Origin of the sequence: Streptomyces sp. NPDC048637, assembly GCF_040650675.1 — a bacterium.
Lineage (GTDB): Bacteria > Actinomycetota > Actinomycetes > Streptomycetales > Streptomycetaceae > Streptomyces.
In genome coordinates this window covers 1-25,286 of the sequence record NZ_JBEZHQ010000061.1, presented here as the reverse complement: position 1 = coordinate 25,286, position 25,286 = coordinate 1, and the positions used below count along the sequence as shown (strand labels likewise).

General features: G+C 71.2%; 19 protein-coding genes. 7 read left to right on the top strand and 12 right to left on the bottom strand.

Going from position 1 to position 25,286, the window contains the following annotated elements; translation table 11 throughout:
- Position 1: 1 nt before the first annotated feature.
- The 3 genes from AB0C46_RS38705 to AB0C46_RS38695 are packed head-to-tail and all read right to left on the bottom strand — an operon-like array spanning position 2 to position 3,089.
- Entirely contained in the window at positions 2 to 877 is an 876-nt protein-coding gene (locus tag AB0C46_RS38705) for a carbohydrate ABC transporter permease (protein ID WP_362833809.1), read from the bottom strand.
- A gap of 2 nt (positions 878 to 879) precedes the next feature.
- Entirely contained in the window at positions 880 to 1,815 is a 936-nt protein-coding gene (locus tag AB0C46_RS38700; RefSeq protein WP_362833808.1) for a sugar ABC transporter permease, read from the bottom strand.
- Positions 1,812 to 3,089: an extracellular solute-binding protein gene (locus AB0C46_RS38695; protein ID WP_362833807.1), complete on the bottom strand. Its 1,278-nt coding sequence runs from the start codon at positions 3,087 to 3,089 to the stop codon at positions 1,812 to 1,814. Before AB0C46_RS38695 ends, AB0C46_RS38700 begins: the two co-directional genes overlap by 4 nt.
- A gap of 224 nt (positions 3,090 to 3,313) precedes the next feature.
- Here AB0C46_RS38695 and AB0C46_RS38690 point away from each other — a divergent pair, with 224 nt between their 5' ends.
- The 3 genes from AB0C46_RS38690 (at position 3,314) to AB0C46_RS38680 (ending at position 6,998) form a co-directional block, all read left to right on the top strand.
- Positions 3,314 to 4,945: a glycoside hydrolase family 13 protein gene (locus tag AB0C46_RS38690; protein WP_362833806.1), complete on the top strand. Its 1,632-nt coding sequence runs from the start codon at positions 3,314 to 3,316 to the stop codon at positions 4,943 to 4,945.
- Positions 4,946 to 4,969: 24 nt separating this feature from the next.
- Entirely contained in the window at positions 4,970 to 6,019 is a 1,050-nt protein-coding gene (locus AB0C46_RS38685) for a LacI family DNA-binding transcriptional regulator (RefSeq protein WP_362833805.1), read from the top strand.
- A gap of 118 nt (positions 6,020 to 6,137) precedes the next feature.
- A complete protein-coding gene (locus tag AB0C46_RS38680; protein WP_362833804.1) occupies positions 6,138 to 6,998 on the top strand; it encodes a phosphatase PAP2 family protein in 861 nt (286 codons plus the stop codon).
- Positions 6,999 to 7,083: 85 nt separating this feature from the next.
- Here the strand turns inward: AB0C46_RS38680 and AB0C46_RS38675 are convergent, their stop codons facing one another.
- The 5 genes from AB0C46_RS38675 to glnA form a co-directional block, all read right to left on the bottom strand.
- Positions 7,084 to 8,340 carry a mannosyltransferase family protein gene (locus tag AB0C46_RS38675; protein WP_362833803.1) on the bottom strand — a complete coding sequence of 419 codons (1,257 nt, stop codon included), beginning with the start codon at positions 8,338 to 8,340 and terminating at the stop codon, positions 7,084 to 7,086.
- Between the two features lie 86 nt (positions 8,341 to 8,426).
- Positions 8,427 to 8,843, bottom strand: a complete 417-nt coding sequence (locus AB0C46_RS38670) for a hypothetical protein (RefSeq protein WP_362833802.1) — start codon at positions 8,841 to 8,843, stop codon at positions 8,427 to 8,429.
- Positions 8,836 to 9,333: a SigE family RNA polymerase sigma factor gene (locus AB0C46_RS38665; protein WP_362833820.1), complete on the bottom strand. Its 498-nt coding sequence runs from the start codon at positions 9,331 to 9,333 to the stop codon at positions 8,836 to 8,838. The genes AB0C46_RS38670 and AB0C46_RS38665 overlap by 8 nt, the downstream gene beginning before the upstream one ends.
- A 274-nt stretch (positions 9,334 to 9,607) precedes the next feature.
- Positions 9,608 to 12,631 carry a bifunctional [glutamine synthetase] adenylyltransferase/[glutamine synthetase]-adenylyl-L-tyrosine phosphorylase gene (locus tag AB0C46_RS38660; protein WP_362833801.1) on the bottom strand — a complete coding sequence of 1,008 codons (3,024 nt, stop codon included), beginning with the start codon at positions 12,629 to 12,631 and terminating at the stop codon, positions 9,608 to 9,610.
- Positions 12,632 to 12,658: 27 nt separating this feature from the next.
- Entirely contained in the window at positions 12,659 to 14,020 is a 1,362-nt protein-coding gene (gene glnA / locus AB0C46_RS38655) for a type I glutamate--ammonia ligase (protein WP_018090204.1), read from the bottom strand.
- 782 nt (positions 14,021 to 14,802) lie between these two features.
- On the opposite strand from glnA, the gene AB0C46_RS38650 reads away from it, so the two are divergent.
- The 3 genes from AB0C46_RS38650 (at position 14,803) to AB0C46_RS38640 (ending at position 18,736) form a co-directional block, all read left to right on the top strand.
- Positions 14,803 to 15,102, top strand: a complete 300-nt coding sequence (locus tag AB0C46_RS38650; RefSeq protein WP_362833800.1) for a hypothetical protein — start codon at positions 14,803 to 14,805, stop codon at positions 15,100 to 15,102.
- A gap of 98 nt (positions 15,103 to 15,200) precedes the next feature.
- Positions 15,201 to 16,823, top strand: coding sequence for a multicopper oxidase family protein (locus tag AB0C46_RS38645; RefSeq protein ID WP_362833799.1), 1,623 nt, complete (start codon positions 15,201 to 15,203; stop codon positions 16,821 to 16,823).
- Positions 16,824 to 16,981: 158 nt separating this feature from the next.
- Positions 16,982 to 18,736 (top strand): NAD+ synthase, encoded by a 1,755-nt coding sequence (locus tag AB0C46_RS38640; RefSeq protein WP_362833798.1) that lies wholly within the window; start codon positions 16,982 to 16,984, stop codon positions 18,734 to 18,736.
- 36 nt (positions 18,737 to 18,772) lie between these two features.
- Here the strand turns inward: AB0C46_RS38640 and AB0C46_RS38635 are convergent, their stop codons facing one another.
- The 4 genes from AB0C46_RS38635 to AB0C46_RS38620 all read right to left on the bottom strand — a co-directional run bounded on the left by AB0C46_RS38635 (position 18,773) and on the right by AB0C46_RS38620 (position 23,762).
- Complete coding sequence (locus AB0C46_RS38635; protein ID WP_362833797.1) at positions 18,773 to 20,008, bottom strand: MFS transporter; 1,236 nt, start codon at positions 20,006 to 20,008, stop codon at positions 18,773 to 18,775.
- A 165-nt stretch (positions 20,009 to 20,173) separates the two neighbouring features.
- Entirely contained in the window at positions 20,174 to 21,193 is a 1,020-nt protein-coding gene (locus AB0C46_RS38630) for an endonuclease/exonuclease/phosphatase family protein (protein WP_362833796.1), read from the bottom strand.
- 284 nt (positions 21,194 to 21,477) lie between these two features.
- Positions 21,478 to 22,146, bottom strand: coding sequence for a TetR/AcrR family transcriptional regulator (locus tag AB0C46_RS38625; RefSeq protein WP_362833795.1), 669 nt, complete (start codon positions 22,144 to 22,146; stop codon positions 21,478 to 21,480).
- Entirely contained in the window at positions 22,143 to 23,762 is a 1,620-nt protein-coding gene (locus AB0C46_RS38620; protein WP_362833794.1) for an MFS transporter, read from the bottom strand. The genes AB0C46_RS38625 and AB0C46_RS38620 overlap by 4 nt, the downstream gene beginning before the upstream one ends.
- A 190-nt stretch (positions 23,763 to 23,952) precedes the next feature.
- On the opposite strand from AB0C46_RS38620, the gene panB reads away from it, so the two are divergent.
- A complete protein-coding gene (gene panB / locus AB0C46_RS38615; RefSeq protein WP_362833793.1) occupies positions 23,953 to 24,813 on the top strand; it encodes a 3-methyl-2-oxobutanoate hydroxymethyltransferase in 861 nt (286 codons plus the stop codon).
- Positions 24,814 to 25,286 lie beyond the last annotated feature (473 nt).

Below are 25,286 nucleotides of genomic sequence, written 5' to 3'. Positions count from 1 at the left end.
CTCAACCCTTGGTGGTGCCGGCGGTCAGTCCGGCGACGAGGTGGCGTTGGGCGAAGGCGAAGACGAGCGCGGCCGGTACGGCGATGATCACGGCGGCGGCGGTCATCGAACCCCAGTCGTTGGTGTACTGGTTGACGAAGGTCTGCAGACCGCCGGCGAGCGTCAGGTTCTCCTCGCCGGTCATGAACGCGGAGGCGTAGGCGACCTCGGCCCAGGCGGTGACGAAGGTGTAGAAGCCGGTGACGGCGAGCCCGGGGCGGGCCAGCGGCAGGACGAGCCGCCAGAAGGTGCCGAACGGGTTGAGGCCGTCGACCCGGCCGGCTTCGTCGATCTCCACCGGGATGGTGTCGAAGAAGCCCTTCATCATCCAGGCGCAGAACGGGACGGCGATGGTCAGATACGTCATGACCAGGCCCGCGGGCTGGTTGAGGAGGCCGAGGCTCGCCAGGAGGTTGTAGAGCGGCACGATCAGCACCGCGACCGGGAACATCTGGGTGATCAGCAGCAGCCACATCAGCGGGCGCATCCCGGGGAAGCGGAAGCGGCTGACGGCGTAGCCGGTGGTGGCGGCGATGAAGACCCCGAGGACGGTGGTCAGCCCGACGATGATCACGGAGTTCTTGAACCAGGTCAGAAACTCGGTGTCGGCCAGTACATGGGTGTAGTTGGCGAAGGTGAAGTGGGTGACGAGGCCGGTGGAGAAGGCGTCGTTCTTCGGTTTGAAGGACGTCACCAGCAGCCACAGGGGCGGGAAGACCGCCAGCACGGCCGCGACGGCCAGACCGGCGTGCAGCGCGGTGGAGGCGAGCGTGGACCGCTCGTTGCGCTTGCGGGGCGGGCGGGTGGCGGGCGTACGGGTGGCGGGTGTGCGGGTCATGGTCACCACACCTCTCCCTGCTTGCGCAGCGCCCGGCGGTAGACGACCGCGACGGCCGACAGCAGGACCAGGATCAGGACGCCCCAGGCCGCGGACTCGGAGAAGTTGCGGGGGCTGTCGAGGAAGGAGAGCCGGTAGGCGTAGGTCACCAGGATCTCGGTGGCGTCGCCGGGTCCGCCCCGGGTCAGCAGGAAGATCACCGGGAACATGTTGAAGGTCCAGATGGTGGAGAGCAGGATGACGGTGCTGCTGACGGACCGCAGCCCCGGCACGGTGATGTGGCGGAACCGCTGCCAGGCACTGGCGCCGTCCATCTCGGCGGCCTCGTACAGCTCGCCCGGTATGGACTGCAGTCCGCCGAGCAGCGCGACGAGCATGAAGGGCACACCCAGCCAGACGTTGACGGCGATGACCGAGAGCTTGGCCCAGGTCGGGTCGTTGAGCCACGGGACCGCGTCGATACCGCCGCCGGCCAGCAGCTTGTTGAGGATGCCGTTCTTCTCGTTGTAGAGCATCCGCCAGGTGAAGACCGAGATGAAGGCGGGGATGGCCCACGGCAGGATCAGCGCGAGGCGGTAGAAGGTGCGGCCGCGCAGGGTGCGGTTGAGCATGTTCGCGAGGGCGAGGCCGGTCAGGAAGGTGAGCGAGACACAGCCGACGGTCCACAGGACGGTCCAGCCGAGGCGGTCCCAGAAGACGCCGTCGGAGAGCACCGCCCGGTAGTTGTCCAGGCCGGTGAACTTGTAGGTGGCGGGGAGGTGGTTGACGCCGATGTTCCGCTCGACGTTGGCCTCATTGGCGTCCGTGAGCGAGAGGAAGACGCCGCGCACCAGCGGATAGCCGATGATCACCCCGATGACGAGTACCACCGGGGCGACCATCGTCCATGCGTACCAGTGGGTGCCCAGCGCCCGGCGCACCCGTACAGCGAAGGTCACTTGTAGTCCTTGAGCAGCTTCCGGTAGGCGTCGCCGGTCGCCTTGGCGGCCTGCTCGGGCGAGGCGGCGCCGGTGAGCACCTTGTTCATCTGGACCTTGACCGGCTCGAAGAGCGAGTTGCCCTCGGCGATCCAGGGACGCTGGACGGCACCGTCGACGGCGGGCTTGAAGAACTTGACCATCTCGTTGTTCCTGACGGCCGGCACGTCGTACACGGACTTGCGGGTGGGCAGCAGGCTGAGCTTCTCGTTGGTCTGCCGCTGGACCTCGGCCGAGCTCATGTACTTGACGAAGGCGTAGGAGGCCTGGAGGTTCTTGCTGCCGGCGTAGACGGAGAGGTTCCAGCCGCCCTGCGGGGAGCCCTGGGCGCTGCTGCCGCCGGGCACCGGGGCGACGCCGAGGTTCTTCTTGTCCTTGAAGGCCTTGCCGGCGCGGGCGGCCTCGATGTCCCACGGACCGTCGACGGCCATCGCGACGGTGCCGTCCTTGAGGGCCTTGATCTGGTTCTCGTAGCCGTCGGTGGCGTCGGTGACGGCAGCCTTGGAGTCGACCAGACTCTTGATCGTCTTGAACGCCTTGACGCCGGCGCCGTCGTCGATCTCCACGACCTTGTCACGGGCGTTGACCATGTCGCCGCCCTCGCCGTAGAGGTAGGGCAGGAACCAGTAGGGGTCGTCGCCGCGCAGATAGAGGGCGGTGGCGCCGGTCTTGGCCTTGATCTTCTTGGCGGCCCTGGCCAGCTCGTCGAAGGTCTTGGGCACCTCGACACCGGCGTCCTTGAGGAGCTTCTTGTTGTAGAAGAGGCCGAGGGTGTCGATGACCTGGGGTGCGGCGTAGGTCTTGCCCTTGAACTCGGTGGAGCCGACGGCCTGCGGGAGGTAGTCGTCGGTCTTGTCGAGGGCGGGGGTGCCGTCGAGCGGCGCGAGGTAGCCGAGGTTGGCGAAGTCGGCGACCCAGGCGACCTCGGTGCGCATCACGTCCGGGGCGCCGGAGTTGCCGCCGGCCGCGTTCTTGAACTTGGCGTTGGCATCGCCGAACGGCACGTTCACATACTTGACGCGGACCTTCGGGTGCTTCTTCTGGAAACCTTCGGCAAGTTTGCGGTACGTCGCCTTCTCGGCGTCGTTGGAGGTGTCCCAGAAGGTAACGGTTCCGGACAGTTCGCCCCCGCTGCTGCCGCCCTCGCCGCCGTCGCCTCCGCCGCACGCTGTCGCTGCCAGTGCCAGGCCCGCTACCAGCGCGGTGGCTGTTACGCCCCGTATGCCACGCCGCATGTGAACTCCTTAGGGAAATGCCTCAGATGGCGGTCAGGAACGTAACAGCGCAGAAAACAAACCGAAAGACCTTGCGGCAAATTTCTGCAAGACCATGGGAACGAATTGCAATGAGATGGCTGGAACGGGACCCTCCGGGCGCCCTCAGCACCGTCACCCCGCGCCCGCCCGAGCGTTGATTCCGTGAAGGCACCGACGCCTCTTGATCTCGACAGGGACGGCAGATGACCCAGGAGCTCACTTCCCCCAGCCCCGCCCCCCAGACCCCCGGAACGGGCCGAGGTCCGGGGTGGTGGCGCGACGCCGTCATCTACCAGGTGTATGTGCGCTCGTTCGCCGACAGCGACGGCGACGGCATCGGCGATCTGCACGGCGCCCGCGCCCGGCTGCCCTACCTCAAGGACCTGGGGGTGGACGCCGTCTGGCTCACCCCCTTCTACGCCTCACCGCAGGCCGACGGCGGCTACGACGTCGCCGACTACCGCGCCGTCGACCCGCTCTTCGGCAGCCTCCAGGACGCCGACGACCTGATCCGCACCGCCCATGACCTCGGTCTGCGGGTGATCGTCGACATCGTCCCCAACCACACCTCCGACCGGCATCCGTGGTTCCAGGACCCCGAACTCGCCCGGCAGCGCTATCTCTTCCGCCCCGGCAAGGGTGAGAACGGCGAACTCCCGCCCAACGACTGGGAGTCGGTCTTCGGCGGCCCGGCCTGGACCCGTACCGGGCGCGGCGACTGGTATCTGCACCTCTTCGCCCCCGAGCAGCCCGATCTGAACTGGGACAACCCGGACGTGCACGCCGAGTTCGAGGCCATCATGCGCTTCTGGCTCGACCTCGGCGTGGACGGCTTCCGGGTCGATGTCGCCCACGGCATGATCAAGGCGCCCGGCCTGCCGGACATCGGCCACGGCCAGCAGGCCAAGCTGATCGGCAACCAGGTGCTGCCGTTCTTCGACCAGGACGGGGTGCACGCCATCCACCGCGCCTGGCGCCGTCTGCTGGACGGCTATGGCGCGGCCCACGGCAAGCAGGTGGTCGGCGTCGCCGAGGCCTGGGCCCCCACCGCCGAGCGCCTCGCCCTCTACGTCCGCCCCGACGAACTGCACCAGGCCTTCAACTTCCAGTTCCTGAACGCCCCTTGGGAGGCCGACGCACTGCGGTCGGTCATCGACACCTCGCTCGCCGCCACCACCTCGGTCGGCGCCCCCACCACCTGGGTGCTGTCCAACCACGACGTCGTACGGCACACCACCCGCCTCGGCGGCGGTCCGGACCGCGCCCGCGCCGCCACCCTCCTGATGCTGGCGCTGCCCGGCTCGGCCTACCTCTACCAGGGCGAGGAACTGGGCCTGCCCGAGGTCACCGACCTGCCCGACGAGGTCCGCCAGGACCCGGCGTTCTTCCGCGGCGGCCGGACCGCGGGCGCCGCCGCCACCAGCGGCCAGGACGGCTTCCGCGACGGCTGCCGGGTGCCGCTCCCCTGGTCCGGTGAGCTGCCGCCGTACGGCTTCGGCGACGGCGGCAGCTGGCTGCCGCAGCCGGACGACTGGGCCGCCCTCACCGTCCAGGCCCAGACCGGCGACCCCGCCTCCACCCTGGAGCTCTACCGCACCGCCCTCGCCCTGCGGCGCCGGCTGCCCGGTCTGGGCGACGGGGAGATGAGCTGGGCCCCCGCGCCCGACGGGGTGCTCGCCTTCACCCGCCCCGGCCTGCTGTGCGCCGTCAACACGCTGGGTCACGACGTGGAACTGCCGCCGCCCGGTGCGCTGCTGCTGGCCAGCGCCCCGGTGACCGGCAACGGCGCCGCCGCGGTGCTCCCCGGCGACAGCTGCACCTGGTGGGCAATCTGAGAGCCGAACGGTACAGTCCCACCCATGACCGCCCGGCTCTCCGATATCGCAGCACAGGCGGGTGTCAGCGAGGCCACCGTCAGCCGGGTTCTCAACGGGAAGCCCGGTGTCTCCGCCACCACCCGCCAGTCCGTGCTGGCCGCCCTCGATGTCCTGGGCTACGAGCGCCCGGTGCGGCTGCGGCAGCGCAGCGCCGGGCTGGTCGGACTGATCACTCCGGAGCTGGAGAACCCGATCTTCCCCGCGTTCGCCCAGGTCATCGGGCAGGCGCTGACCCGCCAGGGCTATACGCCCGTCCTCGCGACCCAGACACCGGGCGGCTCCACGGAGGACGAGCTGACCGAGATGCTGGTGGACCGCGGAGTGGCCGGCATCATCTTCGTCTCCGGGCTGCACGCCGACACCTCCGCCGATATGCAGCGCTATGAGCAGCTGCGCGGCCAGGGCGTCCCGTTCGTCCTCATCAACGGCTTCTCCGACAAGGTGCAGGCACCGTTCGTCTCCCCCGACGACCGGGCCGCGATGGACCTCGCGGTCACCCACCTCAGCGCGCTCGGCCACCGGCGGATCGGGCTGGCGCTCGGCCCCAAGCGCTTCGTGCCCGTGCAGCGCAAGATCGAGGGTTTTGTGCGCAGCATGCAGGAGCGGCTGCAGACCGGCCCGGCCGAGGCGGAGCCGTTCATCCAGCACTCCCTCTACACCCTGGAGGGCGGCCAGGCCGCGGCGGGCGCGCTGATCGAGCGGGGCGCCACCGCCATCGTCTGCGCCAGCGACATGATGGCGCTCGGCGCGATCCGCGCGGCCCGGCAGCGCGGGCTCGACGTCCCGCGCGAGATCTCCGTGGTCGGCTTCGACGACTCCCCGCTCATCGCCTTCACCGACCCGCCGCTGACCACGATCCGGCAGCCGGTGACGGCCATGGGGCAGGCGGCGGTCCGCGCGCTCCTGGAGGAGATCGGCGGCACCCCGGCCCCGCACAGCGAGTTCGTCTTCCACCCCGAGCTGGTGGTGCGCGGTTCGACCGCCTCGGCCCCGCGGACGGCCAGGATCCCGAAGCCGCTGCGGGCTCACTGAACCCTGTATCCCCCGGAAGTACGGGGTCCCGGCATCCCCCACAAGTCCCATACATGGCCTCGAATACCCGCCCGAAGGATGATCGGCGAGACGTCCGTTTCTGGCAGACTGTCTGCCTATGGGTGATGCGAATACGAGGATTTTGGACGGCCCGCCGACCTCCCCGCCACCCAAGGGGGAACACGCGGACCGCCCGGCGACCGAAGGCCGGCTGGCCCGTCTGCGTTCCCCTCGCACCCCCCGGCTCTGGTTCGAGATCCTGCTGATCGCGGTCAGCTACTGGACCTACTCGGTGATCCGCAACGCCGTACCCGAGCAGAAGATCCAGGCGCTGAAGAACGCCGACTGGATCTGGCAGGCGGAGCACTCCCTGGGCATCGCCGTCGAACGCACCGTCAACCACGCGGTCGACTCGGTGACATGGCTGATCGTGTCGATGAACTACTACTACGCGACACTGCACTTCATCGTGACGATCGGTGTGCTGGTCTGGCTCTACCGCTGGCACCCCGGCCGCTACGCCGCCGCCCGGCTGGCGCTGTTCGCCACCACCGGCGTCGCCCTGATCGGCTACTACTTCTACCCGTTGGCGCCGCCCCGGCTGATGCCGGACGGCGGTTTCATCGACACCCTCGTCCACCACGGGACCTGGGGCTCGTTGGCGTCCGGCAACCTCGCCTCGATGTCCAACCAGTACGCCGCGATGCCGTCGATGCACATCGGCTGGTCGCTGTGGTGCGGCATCACCATCGCGCTGCTGGCCAAGCCACTGTGGGGCAAGGTCCTCGGGCTGCTCTACCCGACCGTCACCCTGCTGGTCATCATCTCCACCGCCAACCACTTCTGGCTGGACGCGGTGGGCGGGGTGCTGTGCCTGGGCTTCGGGTACGCGCTGGCGTGCCTCTGGTACGGGACGCTGCCGCACCGGCTGGCGCGCCATGCCGGTGTCTGGGAACCCGGGCTGGTCAAGGCGGGCTGAGCCGGGCGGGCACGGCCGGGCCGGGCGTTGCGGCCGGTGCCGGGCCGGAACTCCCGGCCCGGCCGGCGTCTGGTGGTGCGGGGGCTCAGCCGGCCCATCGCCCGGACAGGAAAGTCAGCGCGAACACCGCCGCCAAGGGGCAGGCGAGGCTCAGATAGATGCCCTTGAACCGTGGATGGCGCAGGCTCCACGCGGCAAGGTTGATCCACAGGGGCCACCACAGCAAAGTGGCGCGGGGGATCGACATGTACCAGTACGAGGTGCCCAGCGCCCACAGGCTGAGACCTATGTAGAAGGCCTCCGGCCAGCGGCGCTGCCGGACCAGCAGGCCCAGCAGGAGAAGTCCGACGAGCATGGCCGCCAGCTCGGCCTGGAACATGAAGGCGTACCCGGTGGCCTGGACATCGCCGAAGGCGCCGGTCCAGGTGTTCCCCCACGCCTCCCAGGGGGCGTGGAACGCGCGGTGCCAGCCGCGTTCCTGGGCATGCTTCCACGCCATCCAGTCCCCGGTGTGCGCGTGCAGGTACCAGCTGTACAGGACGGCCGGTAAAGCGGGCAGGACGGTCCAGGGCAGACGGCGCCCGTCGCGGTGGGTGCGGGCGGTGAGCAGAAAGTGCAGGCCGATCGCGGCGGCGAGGAAGAGACCGCTGACGCGGACGGTGGTGGCCAGGGCGGTGAGGACGGCCGCCAGGGGCCAGTTGCGGCGCTGGGCGGCGAGCCAGGCGGGCAGTGCGAGCGCGAGGAAGAGCGCTTCGGTGTAGCCGGCGGCCAGGAAGATCGTGCAGGGCGAGAGCAGCAGGAACAGGACGGTGCGCCGGTCCGCATGCGTACCGGGCAGGTACAGCCGGGCGATCCGTGCCAGCGCGACGACGGCGACGGCTCCGGCGAGGAAGGAGATGAGCAGGCCGGCCGCGGTCCAGTGCGGGACGACGGCGTGGACGGCGCGCAGCACGAGCGGGAAGCCGGGGAAGAACGCCTCCCTGTTGTCCCAGCCGGCCAGCCCGGGGCCCCCTCCCCCGGGGAAGTAGCCCTCGCGCGCTATGTGCAGGTAGTGGCCCCAGTCCCACTGCTCGAAGGGGGCGAGGGCGGGCGCGGCGTGGCGCGTTCGGGGAGCGGCGGGGAACAGCCATCCGGTGCAGTGGACGGTGATCCAGATGGCGGTCCGGGTCAGCAGGTAGAGCCAGAGTATTTCCCGGTCGGCAGGGCCGGGAAAGAACCGGCGGCGGCCGGCGAAGGCGCTGCGCGCGCGGGAGGGGCGGACAACTCCGCCCGCCCGGGGCGGTGGTGCGGGGCGTTCCGGGGCGGCGGCACGTGGTGGGGGCACCACCGCTTCCTCGGTCACCCGAGGCGACATAGTAGACATATGGGGCACTCCGGGTCGTGCGGGACCGCCCGGCGGCGGCCCGCCGGGTCAGGAGGTGGGCGGGGTCAGGGCAGCCGGGTGGAGCTGAGCTGGGTCGTCGGAGGCTGCGTCGGAGGCTGCGTCGGGGTGGCGGAGGTGCCGTCGGAGGTGCCCCGGGAGGACGTGGAGGTGGGGACGGCCGAGGATTCCGCCGTGCTCGTCGGACGGGGGGTACCGGTCCGCGGCGGGGTGGGTGACGGTTTGGAGGGGCCCGGCGTGGCCGGGACGGACGGATGCGGCCTTTCGGGCAGCAGGGTGACCGCGGCCGCGGTGCCGCCTGCGAAGACCAGGCAGGCCACGGCCGCGAGTGCGGCCACCCGGTGCCGGCGCGCCCGGTCACCGCGCTCGGTGACGGCCGAGACCGGGACACAGTGTGCGCGGGACCGCCCGGTGGAGGCCGCCTCCTGGAACAGCGACCTCAGCGGGTCGTGGGACTCAGGCACCGGGGGCCTCCTCAATGCGCGGATCCTGCAGACGGTCGGCGAGCGCGGCCCGCCCTCTGACCAGATGCGTCTTGACGGTGCTGGCGGACAGGCCGGTCTCCCCCGCGATCTGCTCGACGGTCAGATCGCACACGTAGTGCAGGGTCATCGTCCGGCGCTGCTTGGGCGGCAGCTCCCGCAGCGCCTCCACCAGCGCCACCTGCTCCGGCCCCGGCCCCTCGGTGTGGGGCGGAGCGCCGCTGCGCTGCCAGGCATCCGCCATACGCCGCCGAAAACGCCACCGGCTCACGGCCAGCCGCCAGGCGACCGTACGGATCCACGCTTCGGGCTGCCCGTCGCGGTCGAGCTGGCGCCGCCGGCTCCAGCCCTTGACGAACGCCTCCTGCACCACGTCCTGCGCCTCGTGCAGGTCGCCGAGCATCACGTACAACTGCCCCGTGAGCCGCGCGACCGCCTGGGCGTAGAACTCTTCGAACTCCTCGACGGTCAACAGCCACTCCCGGATTTCTCGCTTCACCCCGCATACGCCCGGCACGGGTCATCCGGTCGACACCGGACACGAGAAATCAGCGTGACGGTCCTCACGGAACCGGGACCGGCCGACACGCATCACGACCGGCGGGAGGCAGCCCCGCAGCCCCGCAGCCCCGCAGCCCCGCAGCCCCGCAGCCCCGCAGCCCCGCAGCCCCGCGGCGCCGTCGGCGCACCGGCCGGCCCGGCCTCCGCGGGCGCGCCGCCGCGGGCACACCGCCGGCCGGTGGGGCTCATGCCCCGTAGAAGATCTCCTCCACCACGCCCCGGGCCCGCCGGGTGATCCGGCGGTAGTCGTCGAGCATCTCCCCGATGTGGCCCTCTTCGTAGCCGAGGTAGCGGCCCACCGCCGCCACCTCGCGGCCGTCGACCGGGAAGGTGTCGCCGGGGCGGCCGCGCACCACCATCACGGCGTTGCGCACCCGCGCCGCCAGCACCCAGGCCTCATCCAGGGTCTGGGCGTCCTCGGTGCCGATCAGGCCGGCGGCGTGGGCGGCAGCCAGTGCCTCGCGGGTGCGGGTGGTGCGCAGGCCGGGGATCTCCCAGCCGTGCTGCATCTGCAGCAGCTGTACCGTCCACTCAACATCGCTCAGCCCGCCGCGCCCCAGCTTGGCGTGGGTGGTGGGGTCCGCGCCGCGGGGCAGCCGCTCGGCCTCCATCCGGGCCTTGAGCTTGCGGATCTCGCGGACGGCGTCCTCGCCCAGGCCCTCGGCGGGGTAGCGCAGCGGGTCGATCAGCTCGACGAACCGCTGTCCCAGCTCGATATCGCCCGCGACCGGTTCGGCGCGCAGCAGCGCCTGCGACTCCCACACCAGAGACCAGCGCCGGTAGTAGGCCGCGTACGAGGCGAGCGTCCGCACCAGCGGCCCCGACCTGCCCTCCGGGCGCAGATCCGCGTCGATGAGCAACGGCGGGTCGGAGGAGGGGAGTTCGAGCAGCCGGCGCATCTCGTTGGCGACGGCGTGCGCGGCCTTGGCGGCCTCCTGCTCGTCGGCGCCCTCGCGCGGTTCGTGCACGAAGAGCACATCGGCGTCCGAGCCGTAGTTCAGCTCATGGCCGCCGAAGCGGCCCATGCCGATCACCGCGAAGCGGGTGGGCAGGGTGTCGCCCCACTGCTCGCGGACCGCGGCGCGCAGCGCACCGGCGAGGGTGGCGGCATTGAGGTCGGAGACGGCGGAGCCGACGGCGTCGACGGAGTGGCCGTGATCGTTGTCCGCCGGGCTGAACTCCGTGCCGTACGCGCCGATCACATCCGCGGCGGCCGTACGGAACAGCTCTCGGCGGCGCACCCCGCGGGCCGCCGCGACCGCCGCCTCCGCACCGTCCGCGCGGCCGACCGCGGCCAGCACCTCCTGCTCCAGCGCGGCCCGGCCGCGCGGCTGCAGCCCGTCGGCGGCGCCCAGCAGGGCGACCGCCTCGGGGGCGCGCAGCAGCAGATCGGGGGCCAGCCGGCCGGCCGACAGCACCCGGGCGAGGTTCTCGGCGGCGGCGCCCTCGTCGCGCAGCAGCCGCAGATACCAGGGTGTCTTGCCGAGCGCGTCGGACACCTTGCGGAAGTTGAGCAGTCCGGCGTCCGGGTCGGCGGAGTCCGCGAACCACGCGAGCAGCACCGGCAGCAGCGTCCGCTGGATGGCGGCCTTACGGGTCACGCCGGACGCCAGTGCTTCCAGATGCCGCAGCGCGGCCACCGGGTCGGCATAGCCGAGCGCTTCGAGGCGGTGGCCGGCGGCCTTGGCGGACAGCCGGGTCTCACCGGTCTCCAGATGGGCGACGGCGTCGAGCAGCGGACGGTAGAAGAGCTTCTCGTGGAGCCGGCGCACTTCCCGGGCGTGCCACTTCCACTCCCTGCGGAGGGTGTCGACCGGTTCGGTGCGCAGGCCCAACGAGCGGGCCAGGCGCCGCAGTTCACCCTCGGCCTCGGGCATCAGATGCGTACGGCGCATCCGGAAGAGCTGGATCCGGTGCTCCAGCGTGCGCAGGAAGCGGTAGGCGGCGTCCAGGGCCGCGGCGTCCTGGCGTCCGACATAGCCGCCGGCCGCCAGCGCCGCGAGGGCGTCGAGCGTGGTGGCGCTGCGCAGCGTGGCATCGCTGCGGCCGTGCACCAGCTGCAGCAGCTGCACGGCGAACTCGACATCGCGCAGCCCGCCGGGGCCGAGCTTGAGCTCCCGCTCGACCTGCGCCGCGGGGATGTTCTCGACGACCCGGCGGCGCATCTGGCGCACATCGGCGACGAAGTTCTCCCGCTCGGCGACCTCCCACACCATCGGCGCCAGCGCGTCCACGTACTCCTGGCCCAGCTGCAGGTCACCGGCCATCGGGCGGGCCTTGAGCAGCGCCTGGAACTCCCAGGTCTTGGCCCAGCGCTGGTAGTAGGCGAGATGGCTGGAGAGGGTGCGCACCAGCGGGCCGTTGCGGCCCTCGGGGCGCAGATTGGCGTCCACCGGCCAGATCGTGCCCTCGACGGTGTTGTCCGAGCAGAGCCGCATCATGCGGGCGGCGAGCCGGGTCGCGGCCTGCAGCGCCTTGGCCTCGTCCACGCCCTCCTTGGCCTCCGCGACGAAGATGACATCGACGTCCGAGACATAGTTCAGCTCCCGGCCACCGCATTTGCCCATGCCGATGACCGCCAGCCGGCACACCGCGGCGTCGCCGGGTGCCTCCTCGTAGCTGATCTCCAGGGCGGCCCGTACCGTGGCGGTGGCCAGGTCCGCCAGCTCCGCGGCGGCCTCGGCGACATCGGTCGTGCCGCACACATCGCGGGCCGCGATGCCCAGCAGGGAGCGGCGGTAGGCGGTACGCAGCGCATCCGCGCGCGGCCGTTCGGCGTTCTGTCCGCCCCAGATCCCCTCGGCGAGCGCCAGCTCGAACTCGGGGGTGGTGGGGTGCAGGTCGACCGACTCGTAGGTGACCAGCGACTGCCAGTCGCGCGGATGCCGGACGAGGTGGTCGGCGAGCGCCTCGGAGGCGCCCAGCACCCCCAGCAGCCGGTCGCGCAGCGGTTTCGCCGCGACGACGGTGCTCAGCAGCGCCTGCTGCTCGTCCGGCTCCTGGGCCTCGACCAGACGGACCAGACTGTGCAGGGCGAGGTCGGGGTCCGCGGTGGCGCCCAGCGCCTCCAGCAGCACCGAGTCATCGCGTACGGACGCGAACGGAGGGGAATCGAGCAGCTCCCCGGCCGCCGAGGGGTCGGTGAAACCGTGCCTCAGCAGCCGGGTGAAGGTGCTGCTCCGCCGTCCCTGCGGAGCGGGAAGTGCCATGGTGCAGCCTCTCGGTGGCGCGGTGGCTCAGAGCACGGGCAGCATCTTGCGCAGCTCGAAGGCGGTGACCTCGGAGCGGTACTCCTCCCACTCCTGCTTCTTGTTGCGCAGGAAGAAGTCGAAGACGTGCTCGCCGAGGGTCTCGGCGACCAGTTCGCTGCGCTCCATCAGCTCGATGGCCTCGCCGAGGTTCTGCGGCAGCGGCTCGATGCCCATCGCCCGGCGCTCGGAGTCGGACAGCGCCCAGACGTCGTCATCGGCGCCGGCCGGGAGCTCGTAGCCCTCCTCGATGCCCTTGAGGCCGGCCGCGAGCAGCACGGCGTACGTCAGATACGGGTTGGCGCCGGAGTCGATGGAGCGGACCTCGACCCGGGTCGAGCCCATCTTGCCGGGCTTGTACATCGGCACGCGGATCAGCGCGGAGCGGTTGTTGTGGCCCCAGCAGATGTACGAGGGGGCCTCGCCGCCGGCGCCCGCGGTGCGGTTGGCGCCGCCCCAGATGCGCTTGTAGGAGTTGACCCACTGGTTGGTGACGGCGGAGATCTCCCCCGCGTGCCGCAGCAGACCGGCGATGAACGAGCGGCCGACCTTGGAGAGTTGGTACTCCGAGCCGGACTCGTGGAAGGCGTTGCGGTCGCCCTCGAAGAGCGAGAGGTGGGTGTGCATCCCGGAGCCGGGGTACTCCGAGAACGGCTTGGGCATGAACGTCGCCTGGACGCCCTGCTCCAGCGCCACCTGCTTCATGACCAGCCGGAACGTCATGATGTTGTCGGCGGTCGACAGGGCGTCGGCGTAGCGCAGGTCGATCTCCTGCTGGCCGGGGGCGCCCTCGTGGTGGCTGAACTCCACCGAGATGCCCATCGACTCCAGCATCGTGATCGCCTGCCGGCGGAAGTCCATGCCGACGTTCTGCGGGGTGTGGTCGAAGTAGCCGGAGGAGTCACCGGGGGTCGGCCGCTGGCCGTCCACGGGCTTGTCCTTGAGCAGGAAGAACTCGATCTCGGGGTGGGTGTAGAAGGTGAACCCGAGGTCGGAGGTCTTGGCCAGGATGCGCTTGAGGACATAGCGCGGATCGGCGTAGGAAGGGGAACCGTCCGGCATCAGGATGTCGCAGAACATCCGGGCGGTGCCGGGGGCCTCGGCGCGCCAGGGCAGGATCTGGAAGGTGCCGGGATCGGGCTTGGCGATCATGTCAGATTCGTACACCCGCGCGAATCCCTCGATGGCCGAGCCGTCGAAGCCGATACCCTCGTCGAAGGCCTGCTCCAGCTCCGCGGGGGCCACCGCCACGGACTTGAGGAACCCGAGCACATCGGTGAACCACAGCCGTACGAAGCGGATGTCGCGCTCCTCGAGCGTTCGGAGCACAAACTCCTGCTGCTTGTCCATGGGTCACCAATCCTTGCAGGTCAATCGGCCTGTCCAGCCACGTGGAACAACGTGCTGTGGCACCAGTATCACGTGAGGGGGTTACCGTCACATTACGCACCCTTGGCCTGAACCAGAACCGCCGTCCCGTAACCCTCACCTCGCATCCTTCCCGCAGCACACCGGCTCAGCGCGGCCGGTGACGGCAATCGGGGGGCTTGGCCCAGTCTTGGATCCTCGCTGAGGGCTCGTTGACCCGGAATTGAGGGGTCCGTTCCCGGCCCGGCGGGGGGGGAGCCCGCGGCGGGGCCCAGGGCGCGGGGCAGCCCGGCGGCGAGGGTGGGCGGTTCGGGCGCACACCGGGCTGCCCCAGGCGTCCACCAGGCCGACCCGGGCCGTGCGATCGCCCCTTCCGGCCTGCGGCACCCACACGGCGTACGCGGCCCGCCACCGAGCCGCGGCAGGGCGGCGGCCATCCGGCGGAAGGCGGGGGCGGAAGGGCTGGCCGGGGTCACGGACATCCAGGTGATCGGGTGGACCCGGCCGGTGGCACGGAAAGCCGGGCACGCCAGTGGCGCGGCAGGGCCAAGAATGGGCGGGTGGTGGCAAGTTAAGCGGTGGCGCCGGCACGGAGGGTCGCAGCCGGCCGGACCGGGAGGGCCGGGAGGACCGGATGCCCGGCGGCCGGTCCGGTGCACTCCCTTGGCGGGCCACTACTGGAGGCCTATACCCCTAGGGGGTAGGCTCCGAGGTGCCGGCCTCCCCGGCGTCCGCCGGTTTGTCGATCCGTCGAGAGGTCCGCGATGCGGGAACAGGGCAAGGCCGTCGCTCGGTGCGGCCGGCTGCTGCTGTTCACGGCACTGATCGCCGGCGTCGTCCCGCTGCACACCGCCGGCCGCCCGACGGGCAGACACGGCGGACACGCCCCCCTCTCCGTGTGGACGCTCGCCCTCCTGGTCCTCCTCGGTGCCGGTCTGCTGACCGGATGCCGGGCGACCGGCCTGCTCACGGCCCTGCGCACCCGTCTGCTGCGCGGCCTGTGGCCAATATCCGTGCCGCCGCGCCACAAACTCCCCAACCGCCTGTCGGTGCTGCGCGTGTAGGAGCGCGCCCCTGCCGCCGACGCCCACCGGAGTCCGCGGCAGTGGCCCCTCCCCCGTGCCCACATCACCCAGCGACACCGTCACGAGGTGCTTCTCTCATGCGTACGCACTCCCGCCGCGCCCTGCTCGGCGCGGGTATCGCCGTGGTCGGCAGCGGTCTGCTGGCCGCCCGTGCCACCGGCGAATTCAGCCCCGGTCCGCACTCCGGCACGGACGGCAGGGACCACGCCCACGGCTCCCCCCGCGACACCCCGGACGACTATGTCTCCCCGGACGGCCCGGAGGTCGCCGAGGCCGAGCGCAAACGGGGCGCGGGCCCGGTGCGCGAGTTCACGATGACCGCCACCCCGACCCGCATCGACCTGGGCGGCCGTACCGTCGACACCTGGGCGTACGGCGACGACCTGCCCGGCAAGGAAATCCGGGTCACGGCGGGCGACACGCTCGCCCTGACCCTCGCCAACCACCTGCCGCAGTCCACCTCCGTGCACTGGCACGGACTGGCGCTGCGCAACGACATGGACGGCGTCCCCACCCTCACCCAGCGGCCCATCATGCCCGGCGTCTCCTTCCCCTACCGGTTCGCGGTCTCGCACCCCGGCACGTACTGGCTGCATCCGCACTCCCGCGTACAGCAGGACCGCGGGCTGTACGCACCGCTGATCGTCGACGACCCCAAGGAACCGCTCTCCTACGACAAGGAGTGGGTCGTCGTGTTCGACGACTGGGTCGACGGGGTGGACGGCAGCACCCCCGACGACGTGCTGGCCGAGCTGAACAGGGGCGTGAGCAGGGGCCACGGGGGCATGCACGGGGACGAGGGCGAGCCCGCAGGAGGCGGCGGGGATCATGGCACGCACGCCATGGCCGGCGCCGCGCCCGCCGGCGGCCCGTCGCGGATGCTGACGGGCTCCTACAGCAAGCTGCTGGGCGGCGATGCGGGCGATGTGGACTACCCCTACCACCTCATCAACGGCCGGCTCGCCAAGGATCCGCGGACCTTCCGCGCCAAGCCCGGCGACCGCATCCGGATCCGCTTCCTCAACGCGGGCGCCGACACCGCCTACCGCGTCGCGCTCGACGGCCACGCCATGACCGTGACGCACGCCGACGGCTTCCCCGTCGAGCACGCCGAGACCGATGCGCTGCTGCTCGGCATGGGCGAGCGCTATGACGTCCTGGTCACGGCCAAGGACGGCGTCTTCCCGCTGACCGCGCTCGCCGAGGGCAAGAAGGACTCGGCACAGGCCGTCCTGCGCACCGGCGGCGGCCGGGCACCCGGCACGTCCACCCGGCCCAAGGAGCTGGACGGCCGGCTGCTGAGCGCGTACCGGCTCCGGGCGGCCGAGAGCGTACGGGCCGTGTCCCGCCGCCCCGACCGCACCGTCAAGCTGAAGCTCACCGGCTCCATGGCGAAGTTCGACTGGGCGATCAACGGGAGGCAGTACTCACCGTCGCACCGGAGCCCGATCCGGGCCGGTGAGCGGGTACGGCTCGCCATCCGCAACCACACCAGGATGTGGCACCCCGTGCACATCCACGGGCACCACTTCGCGCTGCCGAACGGCGGGCCCCGCAAGGACAGCGCGCTCGTGCTGCCGGGGCGCAGCCTCGACGTCGACTTCGACGCCGACAACCCCGGGCTGTGGATGGTCCATTGCCACAACGTCTATCACTCGGAGTCGGGGATGATGACGGTGCTCGGCTACCGGAAGAAGTAGCTGCCGGATGCGGCACCCCGTCCCGTCGGCCCCGGCAGGTCCGGCCGGGGCCGACGGGGCGGGGAGAGCAGAACCGGGGCCGCCCGTCACCCGCCCCGAAGCACCGCCGGCACCGCTCCGACCCCCCATTGCGTCAGAAAGACGATTAGACTGGCGGGGTGCCTCAACTTCGTCTCGCCCTCCATCAGATCGATTCCTGTGTCGGCGACCTCGCCCAGAACGCCGAGACGATCGTGCACTGGACCCGGCACGCCGCCGGCCAGGGCGCACACCTCGTCGCGTTCCCCGAGATGGCGCTGACCGGATACCCCGTCGAGGACCTCGCGCTGCGCCCCTCGTTCGTCGAGGCGAGCCGCGCCGCGCTCCGGGCCCTGGCCGCCCGGCTGGCCGGGCAGGGCCTGGGCGACCTGCCGGTGATCGTCGGCTATCTCGACCGCGGAGCGCAGGCCGAACCGCGCTACGGCCGCCCCGCGGGCGCCCCGCAGAACGCCGCCGCCGTGCTGTACCGCGGTGAGGTCGCCCTGTCGTTCGCCAAGCACCACCTGCCCAACTACGGCGTCTTCGACGAGTTCCGCTACTTCGTCCCCGGCGACACGCTGCCCGTCATACGGGTGCACGGGGTGGATGTGGCGCTCGCCATCTGCGAGGACCTGTGGCAGGACGGCGGCCGGGTGCCGGCGACACGCAGCGCGGGCGCCGGGCTGCTGGTGTCGGTCAATGCCTCGCCGTACGAGCGGGACAAGGACGACACCCGGCTGGAGCTGGTCCGCAGGCGGGCCCGGGAGGCCGGCTGCACCACCGCCTATCTGGCGATGATCGGCGGGCAGGACGAGCTGGTCTTCGACGGCGACTCGATCGTGGTCGACAAGGACGGCGGGGTGATCGCGCGGGCACCGCAGTTCGCGGAGGGCTGTGTGCTGGTCGACCTGGACCTGCCGGCCGCGGCGCCCGAACCGCCCTCGGGCGTGGTGGACGACGGGCTGCGCATCACCCATGTCACCCTCTCCCCCGCCCCCCTGCCGCCCTACCCTCCCGAGACCCTCGGCGGTACGGCCGAACGCCTCACGGACCTGGAGGAGATCTACACCGCGCTGGTCGTGGGCCTGCGGGCCTATGTCGCCAAGAACGGCTTCCGCAGTGTGGTGCTCGGCCTGTCCGGCGGGATCGACTCCGCGCTGGTCGCCACCCTGGCCTGTGACGCGCTGGGGGCGGGCCAGGTGCATGCGGTGGCGATGCCCTCCCGGTATTCGTCGGAGCACTCCCTCACCGACGCCGCCGAACTCGCCCGCCGTACGGGCCTGTCCTTCCGTACGGTGCCGATCGGCCCGATGTTCGACGCCTACATGGCCGCGCTGCCGCTGACCGGTCTGGCCGAGGAGAATCTGCAGTCGCGCCTCCGGGGCACCACCCTGATGGCCCTCTCCAACCAGGAGGGCCATCTGGTCCTCGCCCCCGGCAACAAGTCCGAGCTGGCCTGCGGCTATTCGACCCTCTACGGCGACTCGGTGGGCGGCTACGGCCCCATCAAGGACGTCTACAAAACCGTCGTCTACCAGCTGGCCCGCTGGCGCAACCAGGCCGCCGCCGACCGCGGCCAGACCCCGCCGATCCCGGAGAACACCCTCACCAAACCCCCGAGCGCCGAACTCCGCCCCGGCCAGGTCGACACCGACTCACTCCCCGACTACGCCGTCCTGGACCGCATCCTGGAGCTCTATGTCGACCGCGACCACGGCCGGGAGGAGATCACCGCGCAGGGCTTCGACGCCGGCCTGGTGACGCGGGTGCTGCGGATGGTCGACCACGCCGAGTACAAGCGCCGCCAGTACCCGCCGGGCCCCAAGATCTCCGCGAAGGGCTTCGGCAAGGACCGCAGACTGCCGATCACCAACCACTGGCGGGAAGGGGACTGACGGAGCCGTCAGCCGTCCGCCGTGCGCCGTCCGCCGTCAGCCGGTCCGGTCCCTGGCCGGCACCGCCGCCCCGGTGGCCTGCGCCGTGTCCGTCTCGCCGCTGCGGGCCACGATCCGGGACGTGTCCTGGGCGCCGCGGTCCAGGAAGCCGGCCAGCAGGGCGACGGCCAGACCGAGGGCCGCCAGGACCGCTCCGACCAGCGTCGGGGAGGTCCAGCCCCAGCCGGCCGCCAGGGCCAGGCCGCCGACCCAGGCACCGCCGGCGTTGGCGAGGTTGAAGGCGGACTGGTTGGAGGCGGCAGCCAGGGTCGGGGCCTGCTGGGCCTTGTTCATGACCAGCATCTGGAGCGGGGTGGTGGTCAGGAAGCCGACGGCACCGATGACGACGACCGTGACCAGTGCCGCCCATGTCACCTGGGCGGTGAAGTGGAAGGCGGTCAGGACGAGGGCCAGGGCGGCCAGCGAGCCGTACAGGGTCGGGCGCAGGGCCCGGTCGGTGAGCGGCCCCGCGGCGAGCGCGCCGAGGGTCATCCCGATGCCGAAGAGGGCGAGGACCACCGGGACCGAGCCCTCCGCGAAGCCGGTGACCTCGGTCATCATCGACGCGAGGTAGCTGTAGACGGCGAAGATCCCGGCGAAGCCGAAGACGGTGGTGAGCAGGCCGAGCAGCACCTGACGGTTGCCCAGCGCCCGCAGCTCACGGCCCAGGCCGGTGCGCTCGTCGGCCGGCAGCGGGGGGACCAGCCGGGCCAGGGAGGCCATCGCGACCAGGCCGATGGCGGCCACGATGAGGAAGGTGGCGCGCCAGCCGAACTGCTGGCCCAGGAGGGTCGCGGCGGGCACGCCGATGATGTTGGCGATCGTCAGACCGAGGAACATCGTGGCGACCGCGCGGGCCTGGCGGCCCTCGCGCACCAGCCGGGCGGCGACCACCGCGCCGACGCCGAAGAACGCTCCGTGCGGAAGGCCGGCCAGCAGCCGGCCGGCGATCAGCAGACCGAAGGTGGGGGCCAGTGCGGAGGCGAGGTTGCCGACCGTGAAGACCGCCATCAGCCAGACCAGCATCCGCTTGCGCGGGATGCGGGAGCCGAGGGCGGTCAGGAGCGGGGCGCCGATGACGACGCCGAGGGCATAGGCGGAGACGAGGTAGCCGGCGGTGGGCACCGAGGTGCCCAGATCGTCCGCGACGTTGGGCAGCAGGCCCATCATCACGAACTCCGTGGTGCCGATACCGAAGGCCGAGATCGCGAGAGCGAGCAGAGCCAAGGGCATGAAAGACCTTTCGAGGGTGTTGCGTGCGGGCGGGCACGCGCACAGCGGACCGTAAGCCTTAAGTTCTCTTACGGAACAAAGTCTCTCAGGCCCAGTATTCCGGCCGGAGAACGGGGCGTGACGAACCCGTTTCCGATCTCCGTCGGCCGCGCGCCCCGCCGTCCGTCAGAGCTTCACCGACGCCGCGACCGGAAGGTGGTCACTGCCGGTCGAGGGCATCACCCAGGCCTTGACCGGGTCCATCCCCTTCATCATGATCTGGTCGATCCGCGCCATCGGGAACGCCGCCGGCCAGCTGAAGCCGAAGCCGTCACCCGCGGCACCCTGGGCGGAGCGCATCTGGGAGGTGACCGGGGCCAGCGAGCGGTCGTTCATGGTGCCGTTGAGGTCGCCGAGCAGCACGACCTTCTTCACCGGGTCGGCGGCGATCGCCTCACCCAGCGCCGCGACGCTGGCGTCGCGCCGGTTGGCGGTGAAGCCCTTCTCCGCGTTGACCCGTACCGACGGCAGATGGGCGACATACACGGCGAACTGCTGGCCGTCGGCGGCGGTGACGGTGGCCCGCAGCGCGCGGTTCCACCCCATCTTGGTGTCCACCGGCCGGGTGTCGGTCAGCGGGCGCTTGCTCCACAGACCGACCGTGCCCTCGATCGTGTGGTACGGATACGCCTTCGCCAGCCCCTGACGGTAGGTCGCCAGCGCGTTCCCGGACAGCTCCTCCAGGGCCACCACATCGGCGCCGGACGCCACGAGGTCCTTGGCAGTGCCCGCCGGATCGGGGTTGGCGACATTGACGTTGTGGGTGAGGACGGTGACGTTGCCGCCCTCGCCGGCCTTGTCGGTGACCTGACCCCCGAAGAGGTTGACCCACACGAAGACCGGCAGCACCAGGGCGACCAGCGCGCTCGCCGAGCGGCGCAGCACCGCGGCGATGAGCAGCAGCGGGATGCCCAGCCCCACCCACGGCAGGAAGGTCTCCAGCAGACTGCCCCAGTTTCCCGGGGTGTTGGGGACCTTCGCGTGAAGAATCATCAGCAGCCCGAGCAGGATGGCGAGCACCGCGAGCACCAGGCCGCGCCGCCAGGTGCCCTCGGGGCGCCACCAGTTCCGCAGGCGTTCGGCCCGGGAACCGGCCTGCCCGGGGGTGTGCCCCTGTCCCGGCTCCGTCATATATGCCTGCGCCATGTCGCTGTCCTCACTACCTTGCGTCGCTGCGCCTCGCCTGTGGTCTCCGACCCTAGGCGATGGCCCGTAATGCGCTTTCTTAGAAGTGAGGACGGCGCGGTGACGGGTCGGGGTTCCGGCCCCGGGGGCTCTGACAACGGCTGTGACAGAACGGGCATGATCCGGTCATACGGCGGAGCTTCGGGCGGTTCGTCCGGCGGGTGCGCGGCCCGTCCTGCAGCGGATTCCCGGGCCGTGCGGCGGAAGGTTCCGGAGCGCCCAACCCGGCGCGGCCGCCGGGGAGTTCAGCCTGCCGTGCGCGCCGTACTCGCGGCCGGCCGGACGCCCTCCAGGACCGTGTCGACGATATCCGCCGAGAGCCCCTCGGGCAGCTCCTTCCACTCGTGGAGGAGCGCGCGGGCCAGCATCGGGCCGACGAAGAGATCGGCGAGGGTCTCCAGATCGCGGTCGGCGCGGATCTCACCGCTCGCCACACCGCGCCGGAGCACCCCGAGCAGCGCCTCCCGGCGGGCCCGTACGACCGTGTCGTGATACTCGGCCCACAGCTCCGGCTGCGCCTGGACATGACTGACGAGGGTGCGCAGCAGCGCGGAGCTGCGCTTGGCGAGTCCGCGGCGGCGCAGGAACTCCAGCAGCGCGACCAGGTCGTCGCGCACCGATAGGCCGGCCGGCGGCGGGCTCGGTACGTCCAGGGAGCGCATGGCATCGAGCATCAGGGCGCTCTTGCCGGACCAGCGGCGGTAGACCGTGGCCTTGCCGACGCCCGCCTCGCGGGCGATGCGTTCCATGGACAACTCGCCTATGGAGACCCCGTCCTCGATCAGGCGCAGCACGGCCTCGATGATGGCGGAGTCGGCCGCGGCGCTGCGCGGCCGGCCGCGGCCCGCGGGGGCCGCCGGACCCGGCCGCCCCCCGGCTGCCGCGCCCTCGGGTTCCTCCGCCGCCCGGCTCATCCCTGTACGCCCGCCTTCCGCTCTTCCTGGGGCTCCGCCGCCTGCGGCGCCGGTTCCATTTTGCCCGGCAGGAACAACACGCTCACCAGGGCCCCGAGCAGCGCGACGGCGGCCGAACCGAGCGCGGTGATGTGCATGGCGTGGATGAAGGCCTCGTCGGCCGCGGCGGCCAGCGGCCGGCCGGCCGGGCCCATCCGGTCCGCGAGACCGAGGGTCGCCTCGATGGATTCGCCGGCCGCGTGCCGGGCGGCGGCCGGCAGTCCCGGCACCGCGTCGAGCTTGTCCTGAATGCCGTCGCGGTAGCTCGTCGACAGCAGCGAGCCGAGGACGGCGACGCCCAGGGTGCCGCCGACCTGCCGGAAGACGTTGTTGAGCGCCGACCCGGAGCCGGCCTTCTCCCGGGGCAGCGACTGCATGACCGCGACGGTGGCCGGCGGCATGATGTGCGCCATACCGGCACCCTGCAGGAAGAGCAGCGCCTCCATGATCCAGATCGGGGTGTCCTTGCTCAGCAGCAGCAGACCCAGCATGGTGTCGGCCACCACGAACATGCTGAAGGTGCACACCGCGCGGGCCCCGTAGCGGTCCACGGCCAGCCGGGCCCGCGGCGCGAACATCATCTGGGCGGCGGCCAGCGGCAGGAACAGCAGCCCGGCCTGCAGCGGGCTGTAGCCGCGCACACTCTGGATGTAGAAGACGGCGAAGAACGAGACGCCCATCAGCGCGAAGAAGACCAGCGCGATGGCGGCGATGGCGGCCGAGAAGGCGGGCTTGCGGAAGTAGCTGACGTCGATGGACGGATGGTCGCTGCGCTTCTGGTGCAGCACGAAGACGGTCAGCACCACCAGGCCGCCGACGACCGTGCCGACCACCTGCGGGTCGGTGAAGTCGGCGAGCTGACCGCCCTTGATGATGCCGTAGACCAGCAGCACCAGCCCCACGACGGACAGCAGCACCCCGAACGGGTCCATCCGGCCGGGGTGCGGGTCCTTGGAGTCGGGCACCAGGACCAGCATCGCGACCAGCGAGAGCAGCACGATCGGGGCATTGATCATGAAGACCGAGCCCCACCAGAAGTGATCCAGCAGCAGCCCGCCGGCGATCGGGCCGACCGCGATGGCGATGCCCACCCCGCCGGCCCAGATGCCGATCGCCCGGGGCTGCTCCTCCCGCTCGAAGACGTTCATCAGGATCGCGAGAGTGGCGGGCATGACGAAGGCGCCGCCCAGACCCATCACGGCACGGAAGGCGATCAGCTCGGTGGGCGAGCCGGAAACCCCGGCCAGCACCGATCCGGCACCGAAGACGGCCAGACCGAAGAGCAGCACCTTCTTGCGGCCGACACGGTCGCCCAGCAGACCCGCGGTGAACAGCAGGCCGGCGAAGACCAGGGTGTAGGAGTTGATCGCCCACTCCAGCTCGCTCTGCGTGGCGCCGAGGCCAACGGGGGCCGGGGTGGCGATCGTCTTCATGGCGACGTTGAGGATCGAGTTGTCCAGCACCACGATCAGCAGGCTGAGCATGAGGGTGGACAGGATCGCCCAGCGGCGGCGGTGGATGCGGTCCGGGATCTGGCGGGCCGGCGGTGCGCCCGGGGCGGTGGGAGAGGTGGCCATGCCGTCACCCTAGCTGTTTTTCGATACGACCCCGTTCCGTATCGTAATTTCCCCCGGGGTGTGCCCTCCTCCGGGTGAACGGACCGGCTGCCCCCGCTCCCTTTTCCTTTGTGCGCGGGCCGTGCCAGCATGGAGGGGAGTCCGGGGACGCCGTCAGGGTGCCTCGAGATGATGAACAGGAGCCGTCACCATGACGCAGCTTTCGCCTGCCCAGAAGCCGGTCGACAAGTCGCTCTACGGAGGCACCGGATCGCGCCGGGTCACCGTCCGTGATATCGCCGCCGCCAAGGAGCGCGGCGAGAAGTGGCCGATGCTCACCGCCTACGACGCGATGACCGCCTCCGTCTTCGACGAGGCCGGGATTCCCGTCCTGCTCGTCGGCGACTCGATGGGCAACTGCCACCTCGGCTACGAATCCACCGTGCCGGTCACCATGGACGAGATCACCCTGCTGTCCGCGGCGGTCGTCCGGGGCACCAAGCGCGCGCTGGTCATCGGCGATCTGCCGTTCGGCGCGTACCAGGAAGGGCCGGTGCAGGCGCTGCGCAACGCCACCCGGCTGGTGAAGGAAGCAGGTGTGGGCGCCGTCAAGCTGGAGGGCGGTGAGCGCTCCGCCGAGCAGGTGGAGCTGCTGGTCTCGTCCGGCATTCCGGTGATGGCGCATGTCGGGCTGACCCCGCAGTCGGTCAACGCCTTCGGCGGCTACCCCGTCCAGGGCCGCGGCGAGGAGGCGGCCCAGCAGTTGCTGCGGGACGCCAAGGCGGTGCAGGACGCCGGCGCGTTCGCCGTCGTCCTGGAGGCCGTACCCGCCGAGCTCGCCGCCGAGGTCACCCGTTCGCTCTACATCCCGACCGTCGGCATCGGCGCCGGCCTGGACTGCGACGCGCAGGTCCTGGTGTGGACCGACATGGCCGGCATGACCGCCGGCCGGGTCCCGAAGTTCGTCAAGCAGTACCTCGACCTGCGGTCCCTGCTCGGCGGCGCGGCCAAGGCATTCGCGGAGGACGTCGTCGGGGGCAGCTTCCCGGCTGAGTCCCACACGTTTCACTGAGCGTTTTGCTTGGCGGCCCACGTTTTCGGCTGTCCCGCCGTCTGGGACCTCGCCGTTGCGCCAAGCGCTGCGCTTTGCCTTCGGCCCACGTTTTCGGCTGTCCCGCCGTCTGGGACCTCGCCGTTGCGCCTGCGGCGGGCGGGTGGGTGTCGGGTGCGGTGACGGACCTCCGGGGCCTGGTGTGTGGACTGCTTCGCTTTACGTCCACACACCAGGCCCCTCCGGCCCGTCCCCTCCCGTTGGGGGAGTAGTGACGGTGAGTGGGGGCGGGCGTCCGTAGGACGATTCACTCCCGCTTCGCGAGGTGCACCGGACCACCGACCATCACCCCCACCAAGGTTTATTCATCCCCCCACGGGAGGGGACGGGTCGGAGCGGGGCCCGCCAGCGCGATACCGGCGGCGTAGGAGTCGTAGTAGGGCTCCAGGGCGATGACCTCGTCGCCCGGCTCCAGCAGTGCCAGCAGGGAGGCC

Bases quoted from the DNA above. Each gene is read 5' to 3' on its own strand.
- AB0C46_RS38645 (WP_362833799.1), top strand. From the start codon at position 15,201: ATGCGTACGCACTCCCGCCGCGCCCTGCTCGGCGCGGGTATCGCCGTG.
- AB0C46_RS38695 (WP_362833807.1), bottom strand. From the start codon at position 3,089: ATGCGGCGTGGCATACGGGGCGTAACAGCCACCGCGCTGGTAGCGGGC.
- AB0C46_RS38650 (WP_362833800.1), top strand. From the start codon at position 14,803: ATGCGGGAACAGGGCAAGGCCGTCGCTCGGTGCGGCCGGCTGCTGCTG.
- AB0C46_RS38680 (WP_362833804.1), top strand. From the start codon at position 6,138: ATGGGTGATGCGAATACGAGGATTTTGGACGGCCCGCCGACCTCCCCG.
- AB0C46_RS38620 (WP_362833794.1), bottom strand. From the start codon at position 23,762: ATGGCCACCTCTCCCACCGCCCCGGGCGCACCGCCGGCCCGCCAGATC.
- AB0C46_RS38630 (WP_362833796.1), bottom strand. From the start codon at position 21,193: ATGGCGCAGGCATATATGACGGAGCCGGGACAGGGGCACACCCCCGGG.
- AB0C46_RS38705 (WP_362833809.1), bottom strand. From the start codon at position 877: ATGACCCGCACACCCGCCACCCGTACGCCCGCCACCCGCCCGCCCCGC.
- AB0C46_RS38625 (WP_362833795.1), bottom strand. From the start codon at position 22,146: ATGAGCCGGGCGGCGGAGGAACCCGAGGGCGCGGCAGCCGGGGGGCGG.
- AB0C46_RS38635 (WP_362833797.1), bottom strand. From the start codon at position 20,008: ATGCCCTTGGCTCTGCTCGCTCTCGCGATCTCGGCCTTCGGTATCGGC.
- AB0C46_RS38690 (WP_362833806.1), top strand. From the start codon at position 3,314: ATGACCCAGGAGCTCACTTCCCCCAGCCCCGCCCCCCAGACCCCCGGA.
- glnA (WP_018090204.1), bottom strand. From the start codon at position 14,020: ATGGACAAGCAGCAGGAGTTTGTGCTCCGAACGCTCGAGGAGCGCGAC.
- panB (WP_362833793.1), top strand. From the start codon at position 23,953: ATGACGCAGCTTTCGCCTGCCCAGAAGCCGGTCGACAAGTCGCTCTAC.
- AB0C46_RS38660 (WP_362833801.1), bottom strand. From the start codon at position 12,631: ATGGCACTTCCCGCTCCGCAGGGACGGCGGAGCAGCACCTTCACCCGG.
- AB0C46_RS38685 (WP_362833805.1), top strand. From the start codon at position 4,970: ATGACCGCCCGGCTCTCCGATATCGCAGCACAGGCGGGTGTCAGCGAG.